Below are 20,963 nucleotides of genomic sequence, written 5' to 3' on the forward strand. Positions count from 1 at the left end.
GCCCCGACGCACCGGCACGGCTCAGCCGTTCCTGAGGCGGTCGCCGGACGGCTCGGACCACCACACGCCCCGGCCGTGCGTCAGGCCGGGGAGCGCCCGCTGGACCTCGTGGACGCGGCGGGCCGGGATCTCCCCGCGCACCAGCCAGCCGTCCGGCCGCGCCTCGGTCTCGGCGAGGTCGGCCCGCAGGGCGGCCAGGCGCGTGGCGACCTGGCTGAGCACATCGCGCGGGATCTCCAGCTCGAAGCGGTGGAACGGCTCGTACACCCGCGTACCGGCCGCCTGCAGCGCCCACCGCAGCACCCGCCGCGTGCGGGTGCGGAAGTGGCCGGCCGTGCTCACCGGCGCGGCGAACCCGCACCGGGTGAGCGTCACCACGACGTCCGTCACCGGCCAGCCGCGCAGCCCCGAGCGCAGCTCCGGCTCCACGGACTCCTCGATCGCCCGGTGAAAGGCGAGCGGCAGCGCGCCGAGCTCGACCTCCAGCCGGTAGGTCAGCCCGCTTCCCCGCTCGCCGGGCTCGACCCGCAGCCCGACGGTGGCCCACTCGTCGTTGCGGCCGTGCCTGACGATCTCCTGGACCGCCTCGCCCACCCCCGCGGGGCGCTCCAGGAAGACCGGGCTGCTGGGCCGGAAGTCGGCTTCGACGCCGAAGTCCCTGGCCAGGGTCTCGGCGATGACCTCCTTTTGCACCTCGCCGTACAGCAGGACGGAGGTGCGGCCGTCGGCCAGCGTCCGGGTGCCGATGAACGGGTCCTGCTCGGCCAGCGCGGCCAGCGCGGCGTGCAGGGCGCCCTCCTGCCCCGGCCGGCGCGGGGTGACGACCGTCTCCAGGACGGGCGGCGGGAAGTGCGCGCGCTCCCCCGGCTCCGGCGGGCTGCCGACCCGGTCGCCGACGCGGACCCGGGGCACGCCCCACACCTTGGCGATGTCGCCGGCCGTGGCCGTCGTCGCCCGCGAGCCGACGACCTGGACGGCCGTGGGGCGCGCGCCGTACTCCTCGCCGCCGCGGAAGAACGCCGCCGGGCGGCGCGGGCGCAGCGTGCCGGAGTGCAGGCGCACGTAGGCGACCTTCTCCCCGGAGGGCGTCCGCTCGATCGCGAAGACCGTGCCGCCCTTGCGCGAGCCGCCGCCGGCCGGCAGAAGCGGGATGGCCTCCAGCAGGTGCTCCACGCCCGCCCCGGTGAGCGCGGAGCCGAACAGCACGGGATGGAGGACGGCGTCGCGGCACTGGGCGGCCAGCGCCCGCCGTACCCGCTCCGGATCGGGGGCGCGGCCCTCCACGAGGGCCTGGAGCAGGTCGTCGTCGTGCTCGGCGAGCAGCTCGGGGTCCGGCGGGACGGGCCTGGCGCGCGCCCGCGGCGTGCCGAGCCCGTCCACCGTCGTCAGGGGCATGGCGTACGGCGTCAGCCACCGGCGGATGTCCGCCAGCAGGCCGGCCTCGCGGGCCCCGGTGCGGTCGGCCTTGTTGACGAAGATCAGCGTGGGCAGCCGCAGCCGCTTGAGGATCCGCATCAGGACGCGGGTGTGCGGCTGGACGCCCTCGACGGCCGACAGCACGAGGATCGCGCCGTCGAGCACGCCGAGGGCGCGCTCCACCTCGGCCACGAAGTCGGTGTGGCCGGGCGTGTCGATCAGGTTGACCTGGAGGCCGCCCAGCGTGAAGGCGGCCACCGCGGTGCGGATGGTGATGCCCCGGCGGCGTTCGATCGCGCCGGAGTCGGTCTGGGTGCTGCCGTCGTCGACGCTGCCCAGGCGGGTAATCGCGCCGGTGTCGAACAGCAGCCGCTCAGTGAGGCTGGTCTTGCCCGCGTCGACGTGCGCGAGGATGCCGATGTTCAGGGTCTGCATGCGTGGGGAAGCCCTCGAGAACTCTCGTGCCGGTGAGGTGCTGGGAGTTGCCGAGAACCCGCCGCATCGCGTGCTCCCCTCTCGTCGACGGTCGGTGCGCGCGCCATCCTGCCACCGGGGATCGGGCGCGGGCCAGCGAATTTACCGGATGCTCAACCGCAGGCGGCGATGTCGCAGATCTTGGCGAGCATCGTGCGCGCGTCCCTGGTCTGCCGGGCGAAGTCCCGCTGGGAGGGTTTGCCCCACTCGCCGCCCTGGGTGTAGAGGACGAGCGCGTTGCCCTTGCGGGCGACGACGGCGCGCTCGCCGCCGACGCCGGGCTTCTTGCCCCAGTACGCCTGGCCGGTGACGGCCAGCGCCTCGTCGCCGAGGGGCAGGCGCCTGCCGGAGTACCGGTAGGTGTGGCTGCCGGAGTCCTTCTGGACGGCGCACCTGCGCAGGTCCGCGCGCAGGGCGGCGAGGGCATCGCGGGCGGCGGCGGCCGAGCCGTACAGGACGACCTGCTCGGCCTTGGAGAAGTCGGGCACGGCGGTGTAGACGACGGTCTTGGCGGCCGTCCTGCCCCGCTGGGCCAGGCGCCCGGTGTCGCAGGGGTTGACCACGAGCCGGGCGCCGGTCTTGGCGCTGACGCTCCAGCTGGTCTCGGGGTTGTCGTCCTTGGTGGCCGCGGCCTTCTCGTACAGGAGGAAGCCCTGGGGGATGCCGCCCGTCAGCGACGCGGCGAGGGTGACGAAAAGGAATATCTTCACCTTGATCATGTTGCCAAAATGGAGTGGTGAACGACGAAGACATCCGCAGAGTGCTCGGCTTGCTCTACCAGCAGGACACCTTGACCGCGTTTGCCGCCCTCGTGCTGGGGGGCGAGGTGGCCGACGGCGAGGCGCTGGAACGGCTGCGCAGGGGCGGCCTGGCCGTACGGGAGGAGGACGGCACCTGGCGGGCGCGGCCGGAGCGCTTCCGCGAGCTGTTGCAGGCCACGGCGGTGCCCGAGCCCAAGCTGGACCCGGAGGAGAAGGTGCTGCGGACCTTCCTCGTCGACGGGCGGCTGCGGGAGATCCCGATGAAGCACGACAAGCGGATGGTGGTCCTCCGCTACATCGCGCAGGTCTTCGAGCCGGGCGTGCGCTACCCCGAGAAGGACGTCGACGTCGCGCTGCGCGCCTTCCACGACGACTATCCCGCGCTGCGCCGCTACCTCGTCGACGCGGGCCTGCTGGCGCGCGAGGACAACGTCTACTGGCGCAGCGGCGGCCCGGTCGCCGTCTGAAGCGGGGTCTAGCCGCCGGAGACCAGCGGCTCGTCGGCCACCACGCCGTCCTCGGGGTCGTCCAGCCAGCCCTCCGGCAGCAGCACCCTGTCCCGCTCCCCCGACTTGCCGCGCGGGGTGTCGGTGTCCGGCGGCCACGGCTGGCCGCGGTCCAGCCCGGCCAGCGCCTCGCGGAAGGCGTCGAGCGACTCGGCCGCCGTCAGCGCGCGGCGCGTCTCGGCGCCCACGGTGAAGCCCTTGAGGTACCAGCCCACGTGCTTGCGGAAGTCCACCACCGCCGAGCGCTCGCCGCCCAGGCATTCCACCAGGGCCTCCACGTGCCGCACCATGACGTCGGCCACCTCGCCGAGCATGGGCCTGGCCCGCTCGGCGCCGCCGTCGAAGGCCACGGCCAGGTCGCGGAACAGCCACGGACGGCCCAGGCAGCCCCTGCCGATGACGACGCCGTCGCATCCGGTCTGGGCGACCATGCGCATCGCGTCGTCGGCGCTCCAGATGTCGCCGTTGCCCAGCACCGGGATGTCCCGCACGGCCTCCTTCAGGCGGGCGACGGCGCTCCAGTCGGCCGTCCCGCCGTAGAACTGCCGGGCCGTGCGCGCGTGCAGGGCCACCGCGGCCACGCCCTCCTCCTGCGCGATGCGGCCCGCGTCGAGGTAGGTCAGGTGGTCCTCGTCGATGCCCGTGCGCATCTTCACGGTCACCGGCAGAGCCCCCGCGTTGCCGACCGCCTCCCGCAGGATGCGGCGCAGCAGGCCCCTCTTGTACGGCAGGGCCGCCCCGCCGCCACGCCTGGTCACCTTGGGCACCGGGCAGCCGAAGTTGAGGTCGATGTGGTCGGCGAGGTCCTCCTCCACGATCATCCGGACCGCGCGGCCGACGGTCTGCGGGTCGACGCCGTAGAGCTGGATGCTCCTGGGCGACTCCTCCGGCGCGAACCTGATCATCCGCATGGTCTTGTCGTGCCGCTCGACCAGCGCCCGCGTGGTGATCATCTCGCAGACGTACAGCCCGGCGCCCTGCTCACGGCAGATCGTCCGGAACGCGGCGTTGGTGATGCCCGCCATCGGCGCCAGCACCACCGGCGGCCACACCTCAATCGGCCCAATCTTCACCCCGACAGTTGTAGCGCAGGCCGGACCGTGAGCGTTATTCGTGACTGCGCTGTGATCCGATGCTTCTCCGGATCCGCCTCACCCTTCCCGGCCGGCCGGGCTCGCTCGGCCGGGCCGCCCGCGCGCCGGGCGAGTCCGGCGCGGACATCACCCGGGTCACGGTCCTGGAGCGGGGCGACGGCACCGGCCGGCAGCCTGCGGAGCGTCCCGGGCGTCACGGTCAAGGGGATCTGTGCCACGCGGGAGGCGCCCGGCACCTATCCGGAACTGGAGATCCTCAAGTACGTCGCCGTCGCGGGCGGCCGGGCCCTGACGAGGCTCGTCGACTCCCTGCCGGTGCTGTTCGGCGCCGACCGAGCCGCCGTCGCCGCCGCGCGGACGCGGTAGTGCCCGCCATCGGGTAAAGTACTCTTGCGGCAACGCGCGGGAGTGGCTCAGGGGTAGAGCATCACCTTGCCAAGGTGAGGGTCGCGGGTTCGAATCCCGTCTCCCGCTCCACGGACGATTAGCTCAGCGGGAGAGCGCTTCCCTGACACGGAAGAGGTCACTGGTTCAAATCCAGTATCGTCCACCACGGGCCGGTCCCGGGACCGGCCTCCGCACACGTGAGGAATCCCGCCGATCGTCTGGATCGGGCGGGATTTCGCCGTTTTCGGGGCCCGGACGGGGTCTTCAGGCGGGCCAGAGGGTCGACAGCGCCACGTGCAGGACGGTGGCGCCCAGGATGCTGACCACGGCGTTGCGGGTCTTCAGGTGCAGCCCGATCGCCGCGGCCAGGGCCACGGCGGTGGGCACGACGGCCGGCCAGGCGAGGCGGACCTCGCGCAGGGTGTAGAGGGCGAGGATCAGCATGATGCCGGTGGGCATCTGGCGGGCGAGGTAGCCCACGACGGCGGAGCGGCGCAGCGGAGCCAGGACGGCGAAGGGCAGGGCGCGCAGGCCCCAGGTGACGGCGGCGCTGACGGCCACGGTGGCGGCCACGTGGAGCGGGTGGGGCATGGGTCTTACCCTTTCCTGGCCGGCGCCTCGGCGGGCGCGGGACGGCCGTGATCGTCGGGCGCGGGCGGGGCGGTACGGCGGCGCAGGGCGTAGCGTGATCGGACTGTACCGGCCATTGCTGGAAAGGACGAGCGCGCTCTGTGCGTGACCCTCACCCCCGCCGGCCGGGCGCTGAGAGCCGAAGCGGAGAAGATCCCCCCGGCCATCGTGGCCCGCCTGGGCATGGAGCTCGACGAGCTGCAGGATCTGCACCAGGCGCTGACGCGGGTGATCGCAGCGGCGCGCGGCGCCGACGGCTCCAAGCCGCAGGACGGCTGACGGCGGCCGGAAGGAGCCGCCGGACGACCTCCACCGGCCGCGACGTCCGGCATACGGCCTGAGCTGCGCGAAGTGCCCAGGACAAATCGGCATTCCGAGTACGCTGGGCACACCGGATCCCTACGATGTCGGGAGCTGATCGTGAGGGAGGAGAAACGCAAGGTGACGATCGCCGAGGGTCCTCTGCTGCGCGTCCTGCTGCCCGAGTCGCCCTACCAGATGTGGGTGGACGGGGAGTTGCACGACTATCTCCACGTCCCGCACGACGGCACCCGAGTCGAAATCATCGATGGGGAGATCGTCGTGTCGCCAGCCCCCCGGCCCATGCACAACCTCATTGCACAGCAGATCGCCGATGCAATAGCGTTCCGGCGGTTCAATGAACCGTCTTACCGGTGGCGATGCGTCCAGAACAGCGCACTCAACTTCATCGCCGAGGAGAACGGCTACATCCCCGATCTCCTCATCGTGGACGTGGACGTCGCGGACACCGTCTGGCAGTTCAATCCCGCGAACCTGGTCACCGACCAGGCTGAGCTGGTCTTGGAAGTCACCTCCCCCGCCACCGCGCGGCGTGACCGTCCTCCGGCCAAAGCGGCGACTGCGGGCAAGGGCAAGTGGTGCGGCTACGCCCGCGCCGAGATCCCCTACTACCTGCTGGTCGACCTGGACCCCAAGGTCGCCCAGGCCACCCTGTACTCCATCCCCGACCCGGCGACGGGCTCCTACCTGCACGCCGACAGCTGGGCCTTCGGCGAGACGATCGTGCTCCCCGACCCGATCGCCCTGGAGATCCCCACCGACAGGTGGAAGCCCTGGGAGTGACCTAGCGCGGCGCCATCGCGCTGGCGCGGCGCACGAACCGCGGCGGCACGACCACGTGCTCGTGCTCGGCCCGCTCCTCCGAGTCGATCTGCCGCAGCAGCACCGCGATGCTGCTGCGGCCCACCGCGTCGAAGTCCTGCCGCACCGTGGTGAGCGGGGGCGAGAAGAACTCCGACTCCGGGATGTCGTCGAACCCCACCAGGCTGACCTGCTCCGGCACCCGGACGCCCGCCTCCGTGAAGGCCCGCAGCACGCCGAGCGCCATCTGGTCGTTGGCCACGAACACCGCGGTGACGTCCTTCATCCCCGCCAGGCTCTTGCCCGCCTCGTAGCCCGAGCGCGGGCTCCAGTCCCCGGTCAGCGGTTCCGGTACGGCACGGCCCGCATCCAGCAGCGCCTGCCGCCAGCCCTGGACGCGGCCCTCGGCCTCCAGCCAGTCCAGCGGGCCGGACACGTGCCACACCGTCTCGTGCCCGAGCTCCAGCAGGTGCTCGGTGGCCATCCTGGCGCCCGCCACCTGGTCGACGGCGACCACCGACAGCCCTCTGGCCTGGCCGCCCTCGACGGCCACGACGGGCCGGTCCAGCCGTACGTCGTCCAGGGCGCGGACGGCGGTGCGCTGCGGGGCGACCACGACGATGCCGTCCACGCCCTGCTCGGTCAGGTAGTTGATCGCGTCGCGGACGCCCGGCTTGTCGATGGACTTGAGGCTGACGATGCTGACGAAGTATCCGGCGGCGCGGGCCGCCTGCTCGATGCCGTAGACCGTGCTGGCCGGGCCGTACAGGGTGGTGTCGAAGCTGACCACGCCCAGCGTGCGGGAGTGGCGGGTGACCAGGGCCCGGGCCACCATGTTGCGGCGGTAGCCGAGGCGGTCGATCGCCTCCAGCACCCGGGTGCGGGTCTCACTGCGCACGTTGGGGTGGTCGTTGAGCACGCGCGAGACCGTCTGGTGCGACACCCCGGCCAGCTTGGCGACGTCCGCCATCACAGGCGGGCGGCGCTCGGAGATCGATGCCACTGTTGCGGCCCCCCTCTTCAGGCTTCGGCAAGGCTGTGAGCGCTAACATACAGTCTCGTCAAGCATACGAAGATTACGGTCGAGCCATGCGGCCGGTCCACCGTTGTCACCGGCTCACCGGCCCGGTCGAGTCGCGGATCACCAGGCGGCACGGCATGCGGTGCACGCCGGGCGTGGCCTTGCCGCCGATCGCGGCGAACAGGTGCTGCGCGGCGGTGCGGCCCAGGCTCTCCAGGTTCATGTCGACCGTGGTCAGCGCCGGGCGGGTCTCGGTGGACAGCACCTCCCAGTTGTCGTAGCCGACCACCGCGATGTCGTCGGGGACGCGCCGGCCCCGCTCGCGTGCGGTCTCGACGAACCCCGCCGCGATCTGGTCGCTGCCGCAGAAGACCGCGTCCACCTCGGGCTCGGCCATGAGCAGCATCTCGGCCGCGTGCCGCCCCCACCGCTGGGACCACTCCCCCGACAGCGTCGTGCCCGCCTGCGCCAGCCCGGCCTCCTCCAGCGCCAGCCGCAGCCCCTCGGCCCTGTCCCGCGTGGCGGTGTAGTGGGCGGGCCCGGTGACGTGCGCGATCCTGCGCCGTCCCAGCGCCACCAGATGCTCGACCGCCATCCTGGCGCCGCCCACGTCGTCGGGCACGAAGGACACGTCGCCGGGGTCCTCGGAGGGGGCGTAGGCGTACACGACGGGAACCGGCAGGTCGCGGCTGACCGAGGGGCGCGGGTTGGTGCTCTCCCCCACGACGATGAGCCCGTCGATCTGCCGCGACAGCAGGGCGCGCAGGTGGTGCTGCTCGCGGATGGCGTCGCCGCGCGCGTCGCACAGCAGCACGGCCATCTCGCCCGCGCCGAAGGCGTCCTCGGCGCCCAGCAGCACCGGCATGCCGAAGCGGCCGACGCTGTCGGAGGTCAGCAGCCCGACGGCGCGGGACCGGCCGGACAGCAGGCCCCTGGCCAGGGCGCTGGGCCGGAAGGCGAGCTCCTCGGCGGCGGCCAGCACGCGCGCCCGGGTGGAGGCCCGCACGTCCTGGCGGCCGTTGAGCGCCTTGGACGCCGTGGCGACGGAGACGCCCGCCAGCGCCGCCACGTCGTTGATGGTCGCGCGCCTGCTCACCATGCCCCGAAAACCCTTTCGCTCACCGGGAGGACCAGAGAAACCCTAACACCCGTTGACACTCACTCCGTGTGTCATCTACGTTTCCGAAAACCTTTAAGTCCATCGGGGGACGGGTCGAAGGAGCCGACGATGAGGAAGCTGGCCGGCATCGCCGTCGCAGGCGTGTTGCAGCGCCACTACGTGCGCGGATTCATGTCAGGAGCTCTGCGTGGCTAACCCTGTGGTGCCCTCCTCGGGCGTGCTGTCCCCTCTCGGCCTGGACGCCGTACGGCTCTCGCCCGGCTTCTGGGGCGACCGCGTGCGGCTCAACCACGAGGTCACGATCGCCCACTGCCAGGACTGGATGGAGCGGGAGGGCTGGATCGGCAACTTCCGCGACCCGGCGCGGCGCCGGGGCAGGGAGTTCAGCGACTCGGAGATCTACAAGCTGCTGGAGGCCATGGCCTGGGCGGACCACCCGGCGCTGCCCGAGCTGGCCGAGACGGTCGCCCGGGCGCAGGAGGGCGACGGCTACCTCAACACCCGCTGGAGCGGCAACCGCTACGCCGACCTGGAGTGGGGCCACGAGCTGTACTGTTACGGCCACCTCATCCAGGCCGGGGTGGCCAGGCTGCGCATGCACGGCGAGGACACCCTGACCGAGGTGGCGCGCAAGGCCGCCGACCACGTGTGCCGCCGGTTCATGGACACGGCAGAGACGTGCGGCCATCCCGAGGTCGAGATGGCGCTGGTCGAGCTCTACCGGGCCACGGGGGCCGAGCGCTACCTGGAGATGGCCCGCCGCTTCGTCGAGCGGCGCGGCCTGCCCTCGCTCGGCGAGATCCCCTTCGGGCGCGGCTACTTCCAGGACGACGTCCCGGTACGGCAGGCGCAGGTCTTCCGCGGCCACGCCGTACGGGCCCTGTATCTGGCGTGCGGCGCGGTGGACGTGGCCGTGGAGACCGGCGACGAGCCGCTGCTGAAGGCGATCGAGCAGCAGTGGGAGCGCACGGTGGCACGCCGCACCCACCTGACCGGCGGGATGGGCTCGCGGCACCACGGCGAGTCCTTCGGCGAGGACTTCGAGCTGCCGCCGGACCGGGCCTACTCCGAGACGTGCGCCGGGATCGCCTCCATCATGCTGGCGCACCGCCTGCTGCTGGCCACCGGCGAGGCCCGCTACGCCGACCTGGCCGAGCGGACCATGTTCAACGTCCTGGCCACGGGCGTGGCGCTGGACGGGCGGTCGTTCTTCTACGCCAACCCCCTGCAGGTGCGGGTGCCCGCCGAGCCGCGCGAGGGGGTCAACCAGGCGGCCGAGGGCGGGCTGCGCTCCCCGTGGTTCGCGGTGTCGTGCTGCCCGAGCAACATCGCCAGGACCTTCGCCTCGCTGCCGGCCTACTTCGCCGCCGCCGACGCCGGCGGGCTGCGCCTGCACCACTACTCCCCCGGCCAGGTGCGGGGCGGCGGGATGGCGGTCGAGGTGGAGACCGGCTACCCGTGGTCGGGCGGGGTGCGCGTGCGGGTGCTGGAGGGCGGCGGGCGGCTGTCGCTGCGGGTGCCCGCCTGGGCCGAGGGCGCCACGCTGGCGGACGCCGAGGTCAGCGGCGGGTACGCGAGCCTCGCGGTGCGGGCGGGCCAGGAGGTGCGGCTGGAGCTGCCGGTCCGCTCCCGGTGGACCTTCCCCGACCGGCGGGCCGACGCGCTGCGCGGCACCGTGGCCGTCGAGCGGGGGCCGCTGGTGTACTGCGCCGAGTCGGTGGCCGACGAGCCTCCCCTGGCCGACGTGGCGGTACGGCTGTCGCCGCCCGCCGAGGTGGTGAGCGCTCACCACGACGGCGTCGTCGAGCTGGAGGCCGACGCGGTGCTCGCCCAGCCCGGCCCGGACGGCTGGCCGTACACCCGCGAGCCGGTCACGCCCGCAGCGGCGCGGGCCCGGGTGCGGCTGGTGCCGTACCACCGGTGGGGCAACCGCGGCCCCGCCACCATGCGCGTCTGGCTTCCCCTCGCCGACTGACACGCGCGAAGGAGCAGCCGGCCGGGGCGCCCGCTCCCAAAGGCGCCCCGGTCAGCTGCTGGCCCTGACGGTCAGCCGCGGCTCCAGCAGCGTGGCCTCCGGTACGGCGCGGCCGTCGAGCTTGTCCATGAGCAGCCGCACGGCCTCCCGGCCCACCTCCTCGGCGGGGACCAGCACGGAGGTCAGCGGCGGCCCGGCGCGCTCGGCGACGTCGTCGGGGCAGATGGCCACCACCGCGACGTCCTCGGGCACCCGCCGGCCGAGCTGGCGCAGCGTCTCCAGCACGTGGTTGACGGCCGCCTCGTTGTGCACCACCAGCCCGGTCAGGCCGGGCCTGGCCGCCAGCAGCTCCCGCACGGTGGCCTGGACCTGGGCGAACGCCTCCTCGCACGGCAGCGCCACGCCGCGCAGGCCGTGCTCGGCGATGGCGGCCTCGAAGCCCTCGCGGGTGCGCCGGGCGAAGCCGGTGCCGCGCTCGTAGACCACCGCGGGGGCGCCCAGCAGCGCGACCTCGCGGTGGCCGCGCTCGGCCAGGTGCGCCACGCAGCGCCGCCCGGCGGCGGCGAAGTCGAGGTCGACGCAGGTCAGCCCGGCCGAGTCGGCCGGGAAGCCGATCAGCACGCTGGGCTCGGCCAGCTCGCGCAGCAGCGGCACGCGGGGGTCGTTCAGCTCGACGTCCATCAGGACCAGCCCGTCGACCAGCGCGCTGCCCACTGCCCGGCGCAGCCCGCCGGGCCCCTCGTCGGCGGTCAGCAGCAGCACGTCGTGGTCGAAGCCGCGGGCCGCGGTCACCACCGAGCTGGCGAACTGCATCAGCACCGGCACGTGCATGCCGGCGCGCAGCGGCAGCACCAGCGCGATCACGTTGGCCCGGCGGCTGGCCAGCGCCCGCGCCCCGGCGTTGGGGTGGTAGCCGAGCGCCCGCACGCTGTCGAGGACCCGCCGCCGGGTGTCGGCCGAGATGACGCGCTTGCCGCTCAGCACGTAGGAGACGGTGCTGACGGCCACGCCGGCGTGCTTGGCGACCTCGGCGATGGTCACGGTCCGCTTGGTCATGCGAAGCTCAACCCGCTCAGCGCGATGCCCTCGTTCTCGAACACCAGGTATACATCGTGGACGCCGTCGACGGGGGCGAAGCGGGCGCCGACGGGGGCGTAGGCGTAGCGGCCGGCGCGCGGCACGGCGAAGGCGGCGAGGATGCGGCCGTCCAGCGGGTCGCCCAGCCGCAGCGTGACCACGCCGCCCTCGTCGCTGGTGGCCTCGACCGTGCAGGAGGCGGCCCCGGCCAGGTCGACGTCGCGGAAGAGGATCCAGGCGCCCTCGGCCTGCGACCGGACCGCCTCACCCGCCACCCGGTCGGCGTCGACCAGGGCGACGGCGTCGTACCCGTCGTGGTCGACGGCCCGCATGGCGCCCCGGCGCGGCGGGATGTCCTCCCCCTCGACGTGGATGGTGGCGCTGAGCCTGAGGTCGGTGGCGCTGCGGCCGACCATGATCCGGTGGGGCGCGTTCTCCAGCGCGAACCGGCCGCGCGTGACGTCCCAGAACGCCAGCTCGGCCACCGGGAAGCGCAACGTGACGGTACGGCTCTCGCCGGGCGCGAGCCGTACCTTCGCGAAGGCCCGCAGGCGGCGCAGCGGCTGCTTGACCCGGGACCTGGTCTGGTGGGTGTAGAGCTGGACCACCTCCACGCCCGCCCGGTCGCCGGCGTTGCGCACGGTCACCTCGGCGGTGACCTCCTGGCCGTCCAGGCCGACCGTCAGGCCGGTGTAGTCGAAGGCGGTGTAGCTCAGGCCGTGGCCGAAGGGGAACAGGGGCGTGCCGCGGAAGTACTGGTAGGTGGCGTCGTTGGCGATGATGTCGTAGTCGAGCGGGTCGGGCAGCTCGCTGGCGTGGCGGTACCAGGTCTGGGTGAGCCGCCCTTCCGGGTCGGCCTCGCCGAAGAGCACCTCGGCCAGCGCGTGGCCGTACTCCTGGCCGCCGTGCGCCGACCACAGCACGGCCGGGACCTCGGCGTTCCAGGTGACCGGGTAGCCGCTGGCGACGACCAGCACGGTGCGGGGGTTGGCCGCCAGGACGGCGCGCAGCACCTCCTGCTGGGCGGCGGGCAGGTCCAGCTCGGCGCGGTCCTCGGTCTCGCGGCCGTTGACGAGCGGGTGGTTGCCGGCCACGACCACCGCCACGTCGGCCGTGCGCGCCAGCTCGGCCGCCTGCCGCGCGCCGGCGGCGACGACCTCCATGGTGAACCAGGCGGCCTCGTCGTCGGTGAGGCACAGCCGGCCGCCGGCGTCGAGGCCGACGTAGCAGCCGGTCGAGATGTGCCGCAGGGCGAGCGTGCCGCGGGGCCGCTCCTCCAGGCGGAAGGTCTGGCGCACCTCCCAGCCGTTGGGGCCGGGCTGGTCGTTGACCACGACGCCGTCCTCGCCCACCGACACGTAGCGGCCGGTGACCACCGCGCGCAGGGCGTAGGCGCCGCCGCCCCAGTCGAACAGGTCGAACTGCCCCGCCTCGGGTCCCGCGCCGGCGGGCCCGACGCCGAGCGGCCCGCCGTGGGGGTCGGCGACCACCGGGCCGGTCTCGGTGGCCAGGGCGACGCGGTCGACGCCCTCGCAGTACACGGTCTCGCAGCGTTCGGCCAGGCCCTCGCGGGCGGTGACCGCGTAGGGCAGGGTGCCGCTGTACCAGTCCTCCATCAGCGTGTCGGCCAGCTGGCCGATCACGGCGATCCTCGTGACGGGGCCGAGGGGCAGCAGGCCGCCGTCGTTGGCCAGCAGCACGAAGGACCGGCGGGCCGCCTCCAGGGCCAGCGCCTGGTGCTCGGGGCAGTTGACGACCGCCTCGCTGACCTCGTCGTACGGCGTGGCCGGGTCGAACTCCCCCAGCCGGAAGCGGATCGACAGCACGTGCCGGGCGGCGGCGTCGACGTCGGCCTCCTCCAGCAGGCCGCGCTCCAGGGCGGTCCTGATGTGCCCGATCGTCGCCTCGGCACGGTCGTCGTCCTGGGTGAAGCTGTCGAGCCCCGCCTTGATCGCGTGGGCGTACGCCTCGGGCAGCTCCTCGTAGTAGGCCTGCAGCCCGGCGAGGTTGCCGGGCGCGTAGGCGTCGCTCACCACCAGCAGGTCGTCGGGCGCCCAGCGGCGCAGCATCTGGCCGATCAGCGGGCTCAGGTGCGCGGGGCGGCCGTTGACCAGGTTGTAGGACGGCATGACGGCGACCGCCAGGCCCTCCTCCAGGGGCTTGCGGTAGGCGGGCAGCTCGTACTCGTGCAGGACGCGCGGCGGCAGGTTGCTGGAGGTGACGCAGCGGTCGGTCTCGTTGTTGTAGCCCAGGAAGTGCTTGAGCGTGGGGGCGGTCTTGAGCACTGCGGGATCGCTCCCACGCAGGCCGGAGGCGTAGGCGGCGGCCATGACGCCGGTCAGCCACGGATCCTCGGAGTACCCCTCCTCGTTGCGTCCCCACCGCGGGTCGCGCAGCGGGTTGACCACCGGGGCCCAGACGTTCCGCCCCGCGCCCGCCGGATCCTTGTGGTGGAAGGCCAGCACCTCCTCGCCCGTCGCCTCGCCCACCCGCCGGACCAGCTCCGGATCCCACGTGCTGGCCAGCCCGACCGCCTGTGGGAAGACCGTGGCCGGGCCGAGCCAGGCCAGCCCGTGCAGCGCCTCGGTGCCGGTGCGGAAGGGGCCGACGCCGAGCCGCTCGACCGGCGCCTGGTACTGGTGCAGCAGGCCGAGCTTCTCCTCCAGGGTGAGCCTGGCCAGCAGGTCGGCGATCCGGGCCGGGACAGGGAGCTCCGGGTCGCGGAACGGTTCGTTCATGGCCATCCCTTGGCTGGATTGTCGAAGCGCTTCGATTAAGGGCGTGTTACAGAAAAGTGCACCCTCACGGGGCGAGGGTCAAGACACTCGGGGCAATCTTCCGGAATCAACCGAGTCGAGGACGCGGGCCGCGCCACCCAGCGCGGCGGCGTCGTGACCGAGCGTGGAGGCCACGACCTGGCAGCCTCCCGCGTCGGGGGCGATGGTCAGCGAACGCATGGCGGCCTGGACCGCGGGCAGCAGCCAGCGGGCGAGCGGCACGTAGTAGCCGCCCAGGACGACGACCTCGGGGTTGAGCAGGTTGGCCAGCATCGCCACGCCGCGGCCGAGGTGGGTGCCCACGCGCTCCAGGGTGGCCAGCGCGGCCTCCTCCCCCGCCCGGGCGGCGCCGACGATCGCCTCCACCACCATCTCCAGCTCGGTGGAGGAGCCGACCGGGTCGGGCAGGGCCCCGATGCCGGCCATCGCCTCCAGGCACCCGCGGCGGCCGCAGCGGCACGGCGGCCCGGCCGGGTCGAGCTGGACGTGGCCGATCTCGCCGCCGAAACCCAGATGACCCCGGCGCACCTGGCCGTCGAGGATGATCCCGGCGCCCACGCCGATCTCACCGGTGAGGTAGACGAGGTTGGCGGCCCCGGCGTGGCGGCCGAAGCGCTGCTCGGCCAGCGCGGCGAGGTTGGCGTCGTTGTCGACGTGGATGGGGAAGCCGGGGTCGCGCAGCGCCTTGGCCAGGTCGCCGCTGAGGTCGGCGTCGCGCCAGCCGAGGTTGGGCGCCAGGCGGACGATGCCGTCGACGCCGACGAGCCCGGGCACGGCCACGGTCAGGCCGAGGACCTGGCGGCCCTCCTTGGTCATGCGCCCGACGACCCGGCGGGCGATGGCCGCCACGGCGGCCACGCCCTGGCTGAGCGAGGCGCCCGGGGAGAAGGCGCGGCGCCAGGCCAGCAGCCGGGTGCCCGCCAGGTCGACCGCCACGGCGGTGACGTAGTCGACGTTGATCTCCATGCCCACGGCGGCGTACGGCGAGCCGTCGAGGACCAGCATGGTGGCGGGCCGCCCGATGCGGTTCTCCGTCAGCCCGGTCTCCTTGATCAGGTGGCGCTCGATGAGGTCGGCGACCAGGCTGGAGACGGTCGCCTTGTTCAGCCCCGTCGAGGCCGCGATGTCGGCGCGGGAGCAGGGCGCGTTGTCCCTGACGAACCTCAGGACCACGGCCAGGTTCGTGGCCCGGACATCGGCGAAGTCGGCGGGCTGCGGACCCGTGGTGGAAGTGATCAAGATCGCCCCGTTCCGATCGGCCAGGCAGGCCTATCATGCCGCAACTACGGCCGTTCACCAATCCGTGATCGAGCCGCCTTGTCGTTACGCCCGCACTCTACTACTTTGTTTGGTCATAAGACCAACTAACTAGAGCCGCTCTTCGAAGGGAGCGAGCCGTGCACCCCCAGACGTCTCGCCGTGGATTCCTCGGCCTGGCCGGACTCGCCGCCCTGGCCACCGCCTGCTCCACCCCGTCCGGCCCCCGGCCGGGCACGGGCGGCGCCACCGCCGCCGCCAAGGAGAAGCTCACCAGCCTGGCGCCCAGCTACATCCCGTTCCAGGGCGTCCAGCCGGACCTGCCCGGCACCAAGTCCACGATTCCCGGCGTCCCCGACGTCAGCGGCGGCTTCACCTCCTACCCCGCCAACCCGGCCCAGGCGCTCACCCAGAAGGCCGGCAAAGGCGGCGGCTACAAGGCGATGACCCCGCTGTGGGGCCCGCCGCCGCCCGGCCTGGCCGCCAACTCCTACTTCCAGGCGGTCAACGCCGACATCGGCGCGACCGTGGAGTTCCAGATCGCCGACGGCAACACCTACGTCGACAAGGCCATCGCCCGGCTCGCCGCCGGCGACGTCCCGGACATCATGGTCATCCCGAGCTGGGAGATCGACAAGATGGCCGACTTCAACCGCGCCGTCGACCAGGCCTTCGAGGACCTCACCCCCTACCTGCAGGGCGACAAGGTCAAGCCGTACCCGCTGCTGGCCAACCTACCCACCGCCTCCTGGGAGTGGTCGGTGTGGAACGGCAAGCTCATGGCCGTGCCGTTCCCCACCGAGCCCTACCCCTACGCGCTGCTGTACCGCAAGGACCTGTTCGACAAGAACGGCTGGAACGACAGCCCCAAGACCGCCGAGGAGCTCTACCAGCTCGGCAAGGAGATCACCGACCCCAAGGCCAAGCGGTGGGCGTTCGGCGCCATCCACGAGATGGCCTGGCCGATCTTCAAGGTGCCGCAGGAGTGGCGCTACGAGGGCGGCAAGCTCGTGCACAAGTACGAGACGCCCGAGTTCGAGCAGATGCTGGCCTGGATGCGCAAGCTCTACGAGGAGGAGCTCATCCACCCGAACGTGGTCTCCAGCAAGAGCGCCAACGAGAAGGAACTGATCGGATCAGGGCAGATCCTGATATATCGCGATGGACTGGGCGGGTGGAAGGAGCTCCTCATCCAGCACCGGCCGCGCAACCCCGACTTCGCGCTCAACGCCTTCCCCGTCTTCGCCCACGACGGCAGCCGCCCGATCATGTACCACAACAACGCCGCCGGGATCTTCACCTTCGTCAAGAAGGGCCTGCCCAAGGAGAAGGTCGAGGAGATCCTGTCCATCCTGAACTGGTGCGCCGCGCCGTTCGGCACCAAGGAGTACGAGCTGTCCAACTACGGCGTGAAGGACAAGCACTTCACCCTCGGCTCCGACGGCTTCCCCAAGCCCACCGAGCTCGGCACCAAGGAGGTCGCCTACACCTACGGCTTCCTGGGCGGCCGCCCGCTGTACGTCGACTGGCCCTTCCCCGATGCCGCCAAGCTCAACCTGGAATGGCAGAACAACACCTTCCAGTACATCGAGCGCAACCCCTTCGCGGGCATCCGCATCCAGCGGCCGTCGAAGTACTCCGGCCTGCAGGTGCCCACCGAGGACAAGTTCACCGACATCATGCGCGGACGGCGGCCCCTCGGCGACGCCAAGCAGATCGTCAGCGAGTGGCGGCGCGACGGCGGCGACGAGGCGCGCGAGTTCTACATGAAGGTTCTGCGGGACAACGGTCGTGCTTGAGCAGACCTCCAGGCCCGGCCCGGCGGGTGGCCTGACCTCATCCGCCGGGCCGACGGATCGCGGCGCCCACCGGCAGGCCGGCACCCGGTGGGCCAGGCTCCGCCGCGACTGGCCGCTGTTGCTGATGTGCCTGCCCGCCGTCGGGCTGCTGCTGCTGTTCCACTACGTGCCGCTGCTCGGCAGCGTCATCGCCTTCCAGGACTACTCGCCCTACGTCGGGATCAAGGACAGCCCCTGGGTCGGCCTGTCCAACTTCCAGTGGCTGCTCCTCGACGAGAGCTTCTGGCACGCCACCCTCAACACCCTCACCATCACGGCGTTCCAGCTCGTCTTCTACTTCCCGGTCCCGATCGTCCTGGCGATCCTGCTCGACAGCGTGATCAGGCCCCGGCTGCGGCTGTTCATCCAGAGCATCGTCTACATGCCGCACTTCTTCTCCTGGGTGCTGGTCGTCACGATCTTCCAGCAGATGTTCGGCGGCGCGGGACTGCTGTCGCAGCTGCTGCGCGAGAACGGCTACGAGGGCGTCGACCTGATGACCAACCCCGACACCTTCATCCTCCTCGTGACCGCCGAGTCGGTGTGGAAGGACGCGGGCTGGGGGGCGATCATCTTCCTGGCCGCGCTGGCCGCCATCGACCAGAACCTGTACGAGGCGGCCGCGGTCGACGGGGCCGGCCGCTGGCGGCGGCTGTGGCACATCACGCTGCCCGGCCTGCGGCCCGTCGTGATCCTGCTGCTCATCCTGCGGCTGGGCGACGCGCTCAACGTCGGCTTCGAGCAGTTCTTCCTCCAGCGGGACGCGGTGGGGCGCGAGGCGGCGGAGGTGCTGGACACCTTCATCTACTGGCGCACCCTCCTGACCGGCGAGTGGAGCTACGGTGCGGCGGCCGGCCTGGTCAAGGGCGTCGTCGGGCTCATCCTCATCCTGGTGGCCAACAAGGTCGCCCACAGGTTCGGCGAGCAGGGAATCTACAAGCGGGCATCATGAAGACAGCCAATCCCTCCTGGGCGGAACGCCCCACGCTGATCGGCCGCTTCGGCAAGGGCACGGTGCTGACCGGCATCGTGGTCTGCGTCCTGTTCCCCCTCTACATGGTCGTGCTGACGAGCCTGTCCACCCAGGAGGCCGTCACCCGCGCGGGCGGCCTGGTGCTCATCCCCGGCGAGTTGTCGCTGGCCGCCTACGAGCAGCTGTTCGCCGGCGGCGTGGTGACCAGGGCCGTGCTGGTGAGCCTCGGCGTCACCACGGTGGGCACGCTCATCAGCCTCACCGTGACCGTCCTGGCCGCCTACGGGCTGTCGCGGCCCGGCTCGCTGCTGCACCGGCCGCTGCTGTTCCTCGTGTTGCTGACCTTCCTGTTCGGCCCGGGGATGATCCCCAAGTACCTGGTGGTCAGCGGGCTCGGCCTGGTCGACTCGTACTGGTCGCTGATCCTGCCCGTGGCCGTCACGGCGTTCAACCTCGTGGTGATGCGGGCGTTCTTCATGAACATCCCCAAGGAGGTCACCGACAGCGCCCGCATCGACGGGGCCGGCGAGTTCACCATCCTGGCGCGGATCGTGCTGCCCATGTCCAAGGGCGTCACCGCCGTCATCGGCCTGCTGTACGCCGTGGGGTACTGGAACTCCTTCTTCGACGCCGTCCTCTACCTCAACGACAGCAGCAAGTGGCCGCTCCAGCTGGTGCTGCGGCAGTACGTCTACCAGGGGCAGTCGCTGTTCGCCGGGCAGAGCGCCGACACCGCGCTGGCCGGGCACGCCATGCCGCCCAACCTCGCGATCCAGATGTCGATCGTGGTCATCGCCCTGCTGCCGGTGCTGTTCGTCTACCCGTTCGTGCAGCGCCACTTCACCAAGGGCGTGATCATCGGCGCGGTCAAGGGCTGATCCCCCTGGCCGCCTTGAGGTGGGCGGCGGCCGCCTGCTCCAGGTGCGACAGGTCGCCCGACACGGTGGCGAAGGTGAACCCCTCCGCCAGCCGCCGGGCGGCCACCTCGCCGCGCGGCGTGTGGATGCCCGCCGCGATCCCGGCCTTGGCCGCCGCCTGCCGTACCCGCTCCAGCGCCTCCTCGAAGTCGCGCTCGATGGCCGGGTCGCCCGGGTAGGCCCCGCCCAGCGCCATCGACAGGTCCGACGGGCCGATGTAGACGCCGTCCAGGCCGGGCGTCGCGCAGATCTCGGCGACGTTGGCCAGGCCCTCGGGCGTCTCGATCATCGCGATGACCAGCGTGCGCTCGTTCACCTCGGCCGGGCGGGCCGCGCCCCGCATGGGGCCGTAGGACCGGCGGCCCTGCGGCGGGAAGCGGCCGGCCGCCACGGCGACGGCCGCGTCGCCGGCCGTGTCCACGAGGGGGACGATGACGCCGCCCGCTCCGGCGTCCAGCGCCCGCCCGATGGGCGTGGGGTGACACGCCTCGACCCTCACCAGGCCCACGGCGCCCCTCGCGCCCTCGATCGCGGTCAGCCCGGCGAGGATGCCCTCGTAGCCGATGAAGCCGTGCTGGCCGTCGAGCACCACGTAGTCGTACCCGAGTGCCGCGATGCGCTCGGCGGCCACCGGGGCGTCGAGCATCACCCAGTAGCCCACGCACTTGTCCCCGCCCCTGATCTTCCCGGCGAGCTCGGCGGCGTCCATCAAATCTCCCCTCCTGTACGGCTATCGCTGGATTCGTGCCCGGTGGGCGGCGGCCGTACGCACGATCAGCAGAAGGGCCGCGACGACGACGGCGCCGAGGATCGCCCCGGCGAGCACGTCGTGCGGGTAGTGGGCGCCGCCCGCCACGCGCAGCGCGGCGACGGCGACCAGCAGCGGCACGGCGAGCCACGCCAGCACGGGCCGGAGGAGGACCAGGCCGGCGGCCAGCCCGGCGGCCAGGGTGGCGTGGTTGCTGGGGAAGGACCAGTCGCCCACGGGCGGGCAGCCGGCGATCACGCGCACCACCCGGCACGGCCGCTCCTCGTCCACGACGAGCTTGAGCCCCTCGCTGACGGCGTAGGCGGCCGCGGTGCCCAGGGCGACGACCACGGCCTGGAGGAGCCGGGTCCGGTCGCCGGCGCGCCAGGCCTTCCAGGCGAGGTGCGCTAGGAGCAGACCGAGGGCGGCGAGCGCGGCCTGGGCGCCTCGTTCGGTCAGGACCTCGGGGAGGGTGTGGCCGGTGGCCTGGCGGTACAGGTCGGCGGAGGCGCCTGCGGCCACCTTGACCGGATCGGGGTCGCCGAGCCCTCCCGGGGCGAGCCAGGCCAGGGCGCCCGCTCCGGCGGCGACCAGGAGGAGGGACGTGGCGAGTGAGCGTCCGATGTCGCGTTTGTGCATGACGGCTGACCGTAGGATCGGATTGGTGGCGGCCGCCTCGGCCGAATGACGGGTTTCCGTCTTGATCGCTTCGGCTGAACGGCCGGTTCGCGCCCTGATCTCGCCAGCGTACGCCTCCCCGACGGCCTCAGCTTGGGGCGGCGGAAAAGGGGGTCGGCGAGAGCCCACGGCAGAGGGCGCCCCACCGCGGAGGGCGCCCTCTTCCCGTCCCCGCTCATCCGGACGTCAGCG

Annotated in this window: 19 protein-coding genes and 2 tRNA genes; 10 read left to right on the forward strand and 11 right to left on the reverse strand. The window is 72.5% G+C overall.

Annotated features, from left to right (window positions below; translation table 11 throughout):
- Positions 1 to 21: 21 nt before the first annotated feature.
- Together BSB02_RS08020 and BSB02_RS08025 are read right to left on the reverse strand one after the other, a co-directional pair.
- The gene (locus tag BSB02_RS08020) at positions 22 to 1,851 is read right to left on the reverse strand and encodes an elongation factor G (RefSeq protein WP_084958049.1); all 1,830 of its coding nucleotides are present in this window, start codon (positions 1,849 to 1,851) and stop codon (positions 22 to 24) included.
- Positions 1,852 to 2,003: 152 nt separating this feature from the next.
- Positions 2,004 to 2,600 carry a sensor domain-containing protein gene (locus tag BSB02_RS08025; protein ID WP_143590372.1) on the reverse strand — a complete coding sequence of 199 codons (597 nt, stop codon included), beginning with the start codon at positions 2,598 to 2,600 and terminating at the stop codon, positions 2,004 to 2,006.
- 26 nt (positions 2,601 to 2,626) lie between these two features.
- Here BSB02_RS08025 and BSB02_RS08030 point away from each other — a divergent pair, with 26 nt between their 5' ends.
- A complete protein-coding gene (locus tag BSB02_RS08030) occupies positions 2,627 to 3,118 on the forward strand; it encodes a DUF2087 domain-containing protein (protein WP_084958148.1) in 492 nt (163 codons plus the stop codon).
- An 8-nt stretch (positions 3,119 to 3,126) separates the two neighbouring features.
- Here BSB02_RS08030 and dusB read toward each other — a convergent pair whose 3' ends face one another.
- A complete protein-coding gene (dusB, locus tag BSB02_RS08035) occupies positions 3,127 to 4,230 on the reverse strand; it encodes a tRNA dihydrouridine synthase DusB (protein ID WP_240506265.1) in 1,104 nt (367 codons plus the stop codon).
- 51 nt (positions 4,231 to 4,281) lie between these two features.
- On the opposite strand from dusB, the gene BSB02_RS08040 reads away from it, so the two are divergent.
- From BSB02_RS08040 to BSB02_RS08050, 3 genes are all read left to right on the forward strand, one after another.
- Entirely contained in the window at positions 4,282 to 4,617 is a 336-nt protein-coding gene (locus BSB02_RS08040) for a hypothetical protein (RefSeq protein ID WP_084958052.1), read from the forward strand.
- 36 nt (positions 4,618 to 4,653) lie between these two features.
- Positions 4,654 to 4,728 (forward strand) — tRNA-Gly (locus tag BSB02_RS08045).
- Between the two features lies 1 nt (position 4,729).
- Positions 4,730 to 4,804 (forward strand) — tRNA-Val (locus BSB02_RS08050).
- A gap of 98 nt (positions 4,805 to 4,902) precedes the next feature.
- Here the strand turns inward: BSB02_RS08050 and BSB02_RS08055 are convergent.
- Positions 4,903 to 5,229 (reverse strand): branched-chain amino acid transporter permease, encoded by a 327-nt coding sequence (locus BSB02_RS08055; protein ID WP_084958053.1) that lies wholly within the window; start codon positions 5,227 to 5,229, stop codon positions 4,903 to 4,905.
- A gap of 144 nt (positions 5,230 to 5,373) precedes the next feature.
- Here BSB02_RS08055 and BSB02_RS08060 point away from each other — a divergent pair, with 144 nt between their 5' ends.
- Together BSB02_RS08060 and BSB02_RS08065 are read left to right on the forward strand one after the other, a co-directional pair.
- A complete protein-coding gene (locus BSB02_RS08060) occupies positions 5,374 to 5,547 on the forward strand; it encodes a hypothetical protein (protein ID WP_240506266.1) in 174 nt (57 codons plus the stop codon).
- A gap of 141 nt (positions 5,548 to 5,688) precedes the next feature.
- On the forward strand, positions 5,689 to 6,372 hold the full coding sequence (locus tag BSB02_RS08065) for a Uma2 family endonuclease (RefSeq protein ID WP_084958054.1): 684 nt from the start codon (positions 5,689 to 5,691) through the stop codon (positions 6,370 to 6,372).
- Between the two features lies 1 nt (position 6,373).
- Here BSB02_RS08065 and BSB02_RS08070 read toward each other — a convergent pair whose 3' ends face one another.
- Both BSB02_RS08070 and BSB02_RS08075 read right to left on the reverse strand, forming a co-directional pair.
- Complete coding sequence (locus BSB02_RS08070) at positions 6,374 to 7,360, reverse strand: LacI family DNA-binding transcriptional regulator (RefSeq protein ID WP_084958055.1); 987 nt, start codon at positions 7,358 to 7,360, stop codon at positions 6,374 to 6,376.
- 139 nt (positions 7,361 to 7,499) lie between these two features.
- Positions 7,500 to 8,510, reverse strand: coding sequence for a LacI family DNA-binding transcriptional regulator (locus BSB02_RS08075; protein ID WP_084958056.1), 1,011 nt, complete (start codon positions 8,508 to 8,510; stop codon positions 7,500 to 7,502).
- Between the two features lie 208 nt (positions 8,511 to 8,718).
- On the opposite strand from BSB02_RS08075, the gene BSB02_RS08080 reads away from it, so the two are divergent.
- Complete coding sequence (locus BSB02_RS08080) at positions 8,719 to 10,506, forward strand: glycoside hydrolase family 127 protein (RefSeq protein WP_084958057.1); 1,788 nt, start codon at positions 8,719 to 8,721, stop codon at positions 10,504 to 10,506.
- A gap of 51 nt (positions 10,507 to 10,557) precedes the next feature.
- On the opposite strand, the gene BSB02_RS08085 is transcribed toward BSB02_RS08080, so the two are convergent.
- The 3 genes from BSB02_RS08085 to BSB02_RS08095 form a co-directional block, all read right to left on the reverse strand.
- The gene (locus BSB02_RS08085; protein WP_084958058.1) at positions 10,558 to 11,562 is read right to left on the reverse strand and encodes a LacI family DNA-binding transcriptional regulator; all 1,005 of its coding nucleotides are present in this window, start codon (positions 11,560 to 11,562) and stop codon (positions 10,558 to 10,560) included.
- The gene (locus BSB02_RS08090; RefSeq protein ID WP_084958059.1) at positions 11,559 to 14,321 is read right to left on the reverse strand and encodes a glycoside hydrolase family 3 protein; all 2,763 of its coding nucleotides are present in this window, start codon (positions 14,319 to 14,321) and stop codon (positions 11,559 to 11,561) included. Before BSB02_RS08090 ends, BSB02_RS08085 begins: the two co-directional genes overlap by 4 nt.
- Positions 14,322 to 14,399: 78 nt before the next feature.
- A complete protein-coding gene (locus tag BSB02_RS08095; RefSeq protein ID WP_084958060.1) occupies positions 14,400 to 15,599 on the reverse strand; it encodes an ROK family transcriptional regulator in 1,200 nt (399 codons plus the stop codon).
- 158 nt (positions 15,600 to 15,757) lie between these two features.
- On the opposite strand from BSB02_RS08095, the gene BSB02_RS08100 reads away from it, so the two are divergent.
- From BSB02_RS08100 to BSB02_RS08110, 3 genes are read left to right on the forward strand one after another with little or no spacing between them, the layout of a single operon-like run.
- Positions 15,758 to 17,416 (forward strand): extracellular solute-binding protein, encoded by a 1,659-nt coding sequence (locus BSB02_RS08100; RefSeq protein ID WP_084958061.1) that lies wholly within the window; start codon positions 15,758 to 15,760, stop codon positions 17,414 to 17,416.
- 31 nt (positions 17,417 to 17,447) lie between these two features.
- Positions 17,448 to 18,407, forward strand: a complete 960-nt coding sequence (locus BSB02_RS08105) for an ABC transporter permease (RefSeq protein WP_240506277.1) — start codon at positions 17,448 to 17,450, stop codon at positions 18,405 to 18,407.
- Positions 18,404 to 19,306 carry a carbohydrate ABC transporter permease gene (locus BSB02_RS08110; RefSeq protein WP_084958062.1) on the forward strand — a complete coding sequence of 301 codons (903 nt, stop codon included), beginning with the start codon at positions 18,404 to 18,406 and terminating at the stop codon, positions 19,304 to 19,306. Before BSB02_RS08105 ends, BSB02_RS08110 begins: the two co-directional genes overlap by 4 nt.
- Here the strand turns inward: BSB02_RS08110 and BSB02_RS08115 are convergent.
- Together BSB02_RS08115 and BSB02_RS08120 are read right to left on the reverse strand one after the other, a co-directional pair.
- The gene (locus BSB02_RS08115) at positions 19,296 to 20,054 is read right to left on the reverse strand and encodes an HpcH/HpaI aldolase family protein (RefSeq protein ID WP_084958063.1); all 759 of its coding nucleotides are present in this window, start codon (positions 20,052 to 20,054) and stop codon (positions 19,296 to 19,298) included. The two genes, BSB02_RS08110 and BSB02_RS08115, sit on opposite strands and share 11 nt — an antisense overlap.
- A gap of 21 nt (positions 20,055 to 20,075) precedes the next feature.
- The gene (locus BSB02_RS08120) at positions 20,076 to 20,732 is read right to left on the reverse strand and encodes a phosphatase PAP2 family protein (protein WP_084958064.1); all 657 of its coding nucleotides are present in this window, start codon (positions 20,730 to 20,732) and stop codon (positions 20,076 to 20,078) included.
- Positions 20,733 to 20,963: the final 231 nt, after the last annotated feature.

Source organism: Thermoactinospora rubra, from assembly GCF_002093975.1.
Classification (GTDB): Bacteria; Actinomycetota; Actinomycetes; order Streptosporangiales; family Streptosporangiaceae; genus Nonomuraea; species Nonomuraea rubra_A.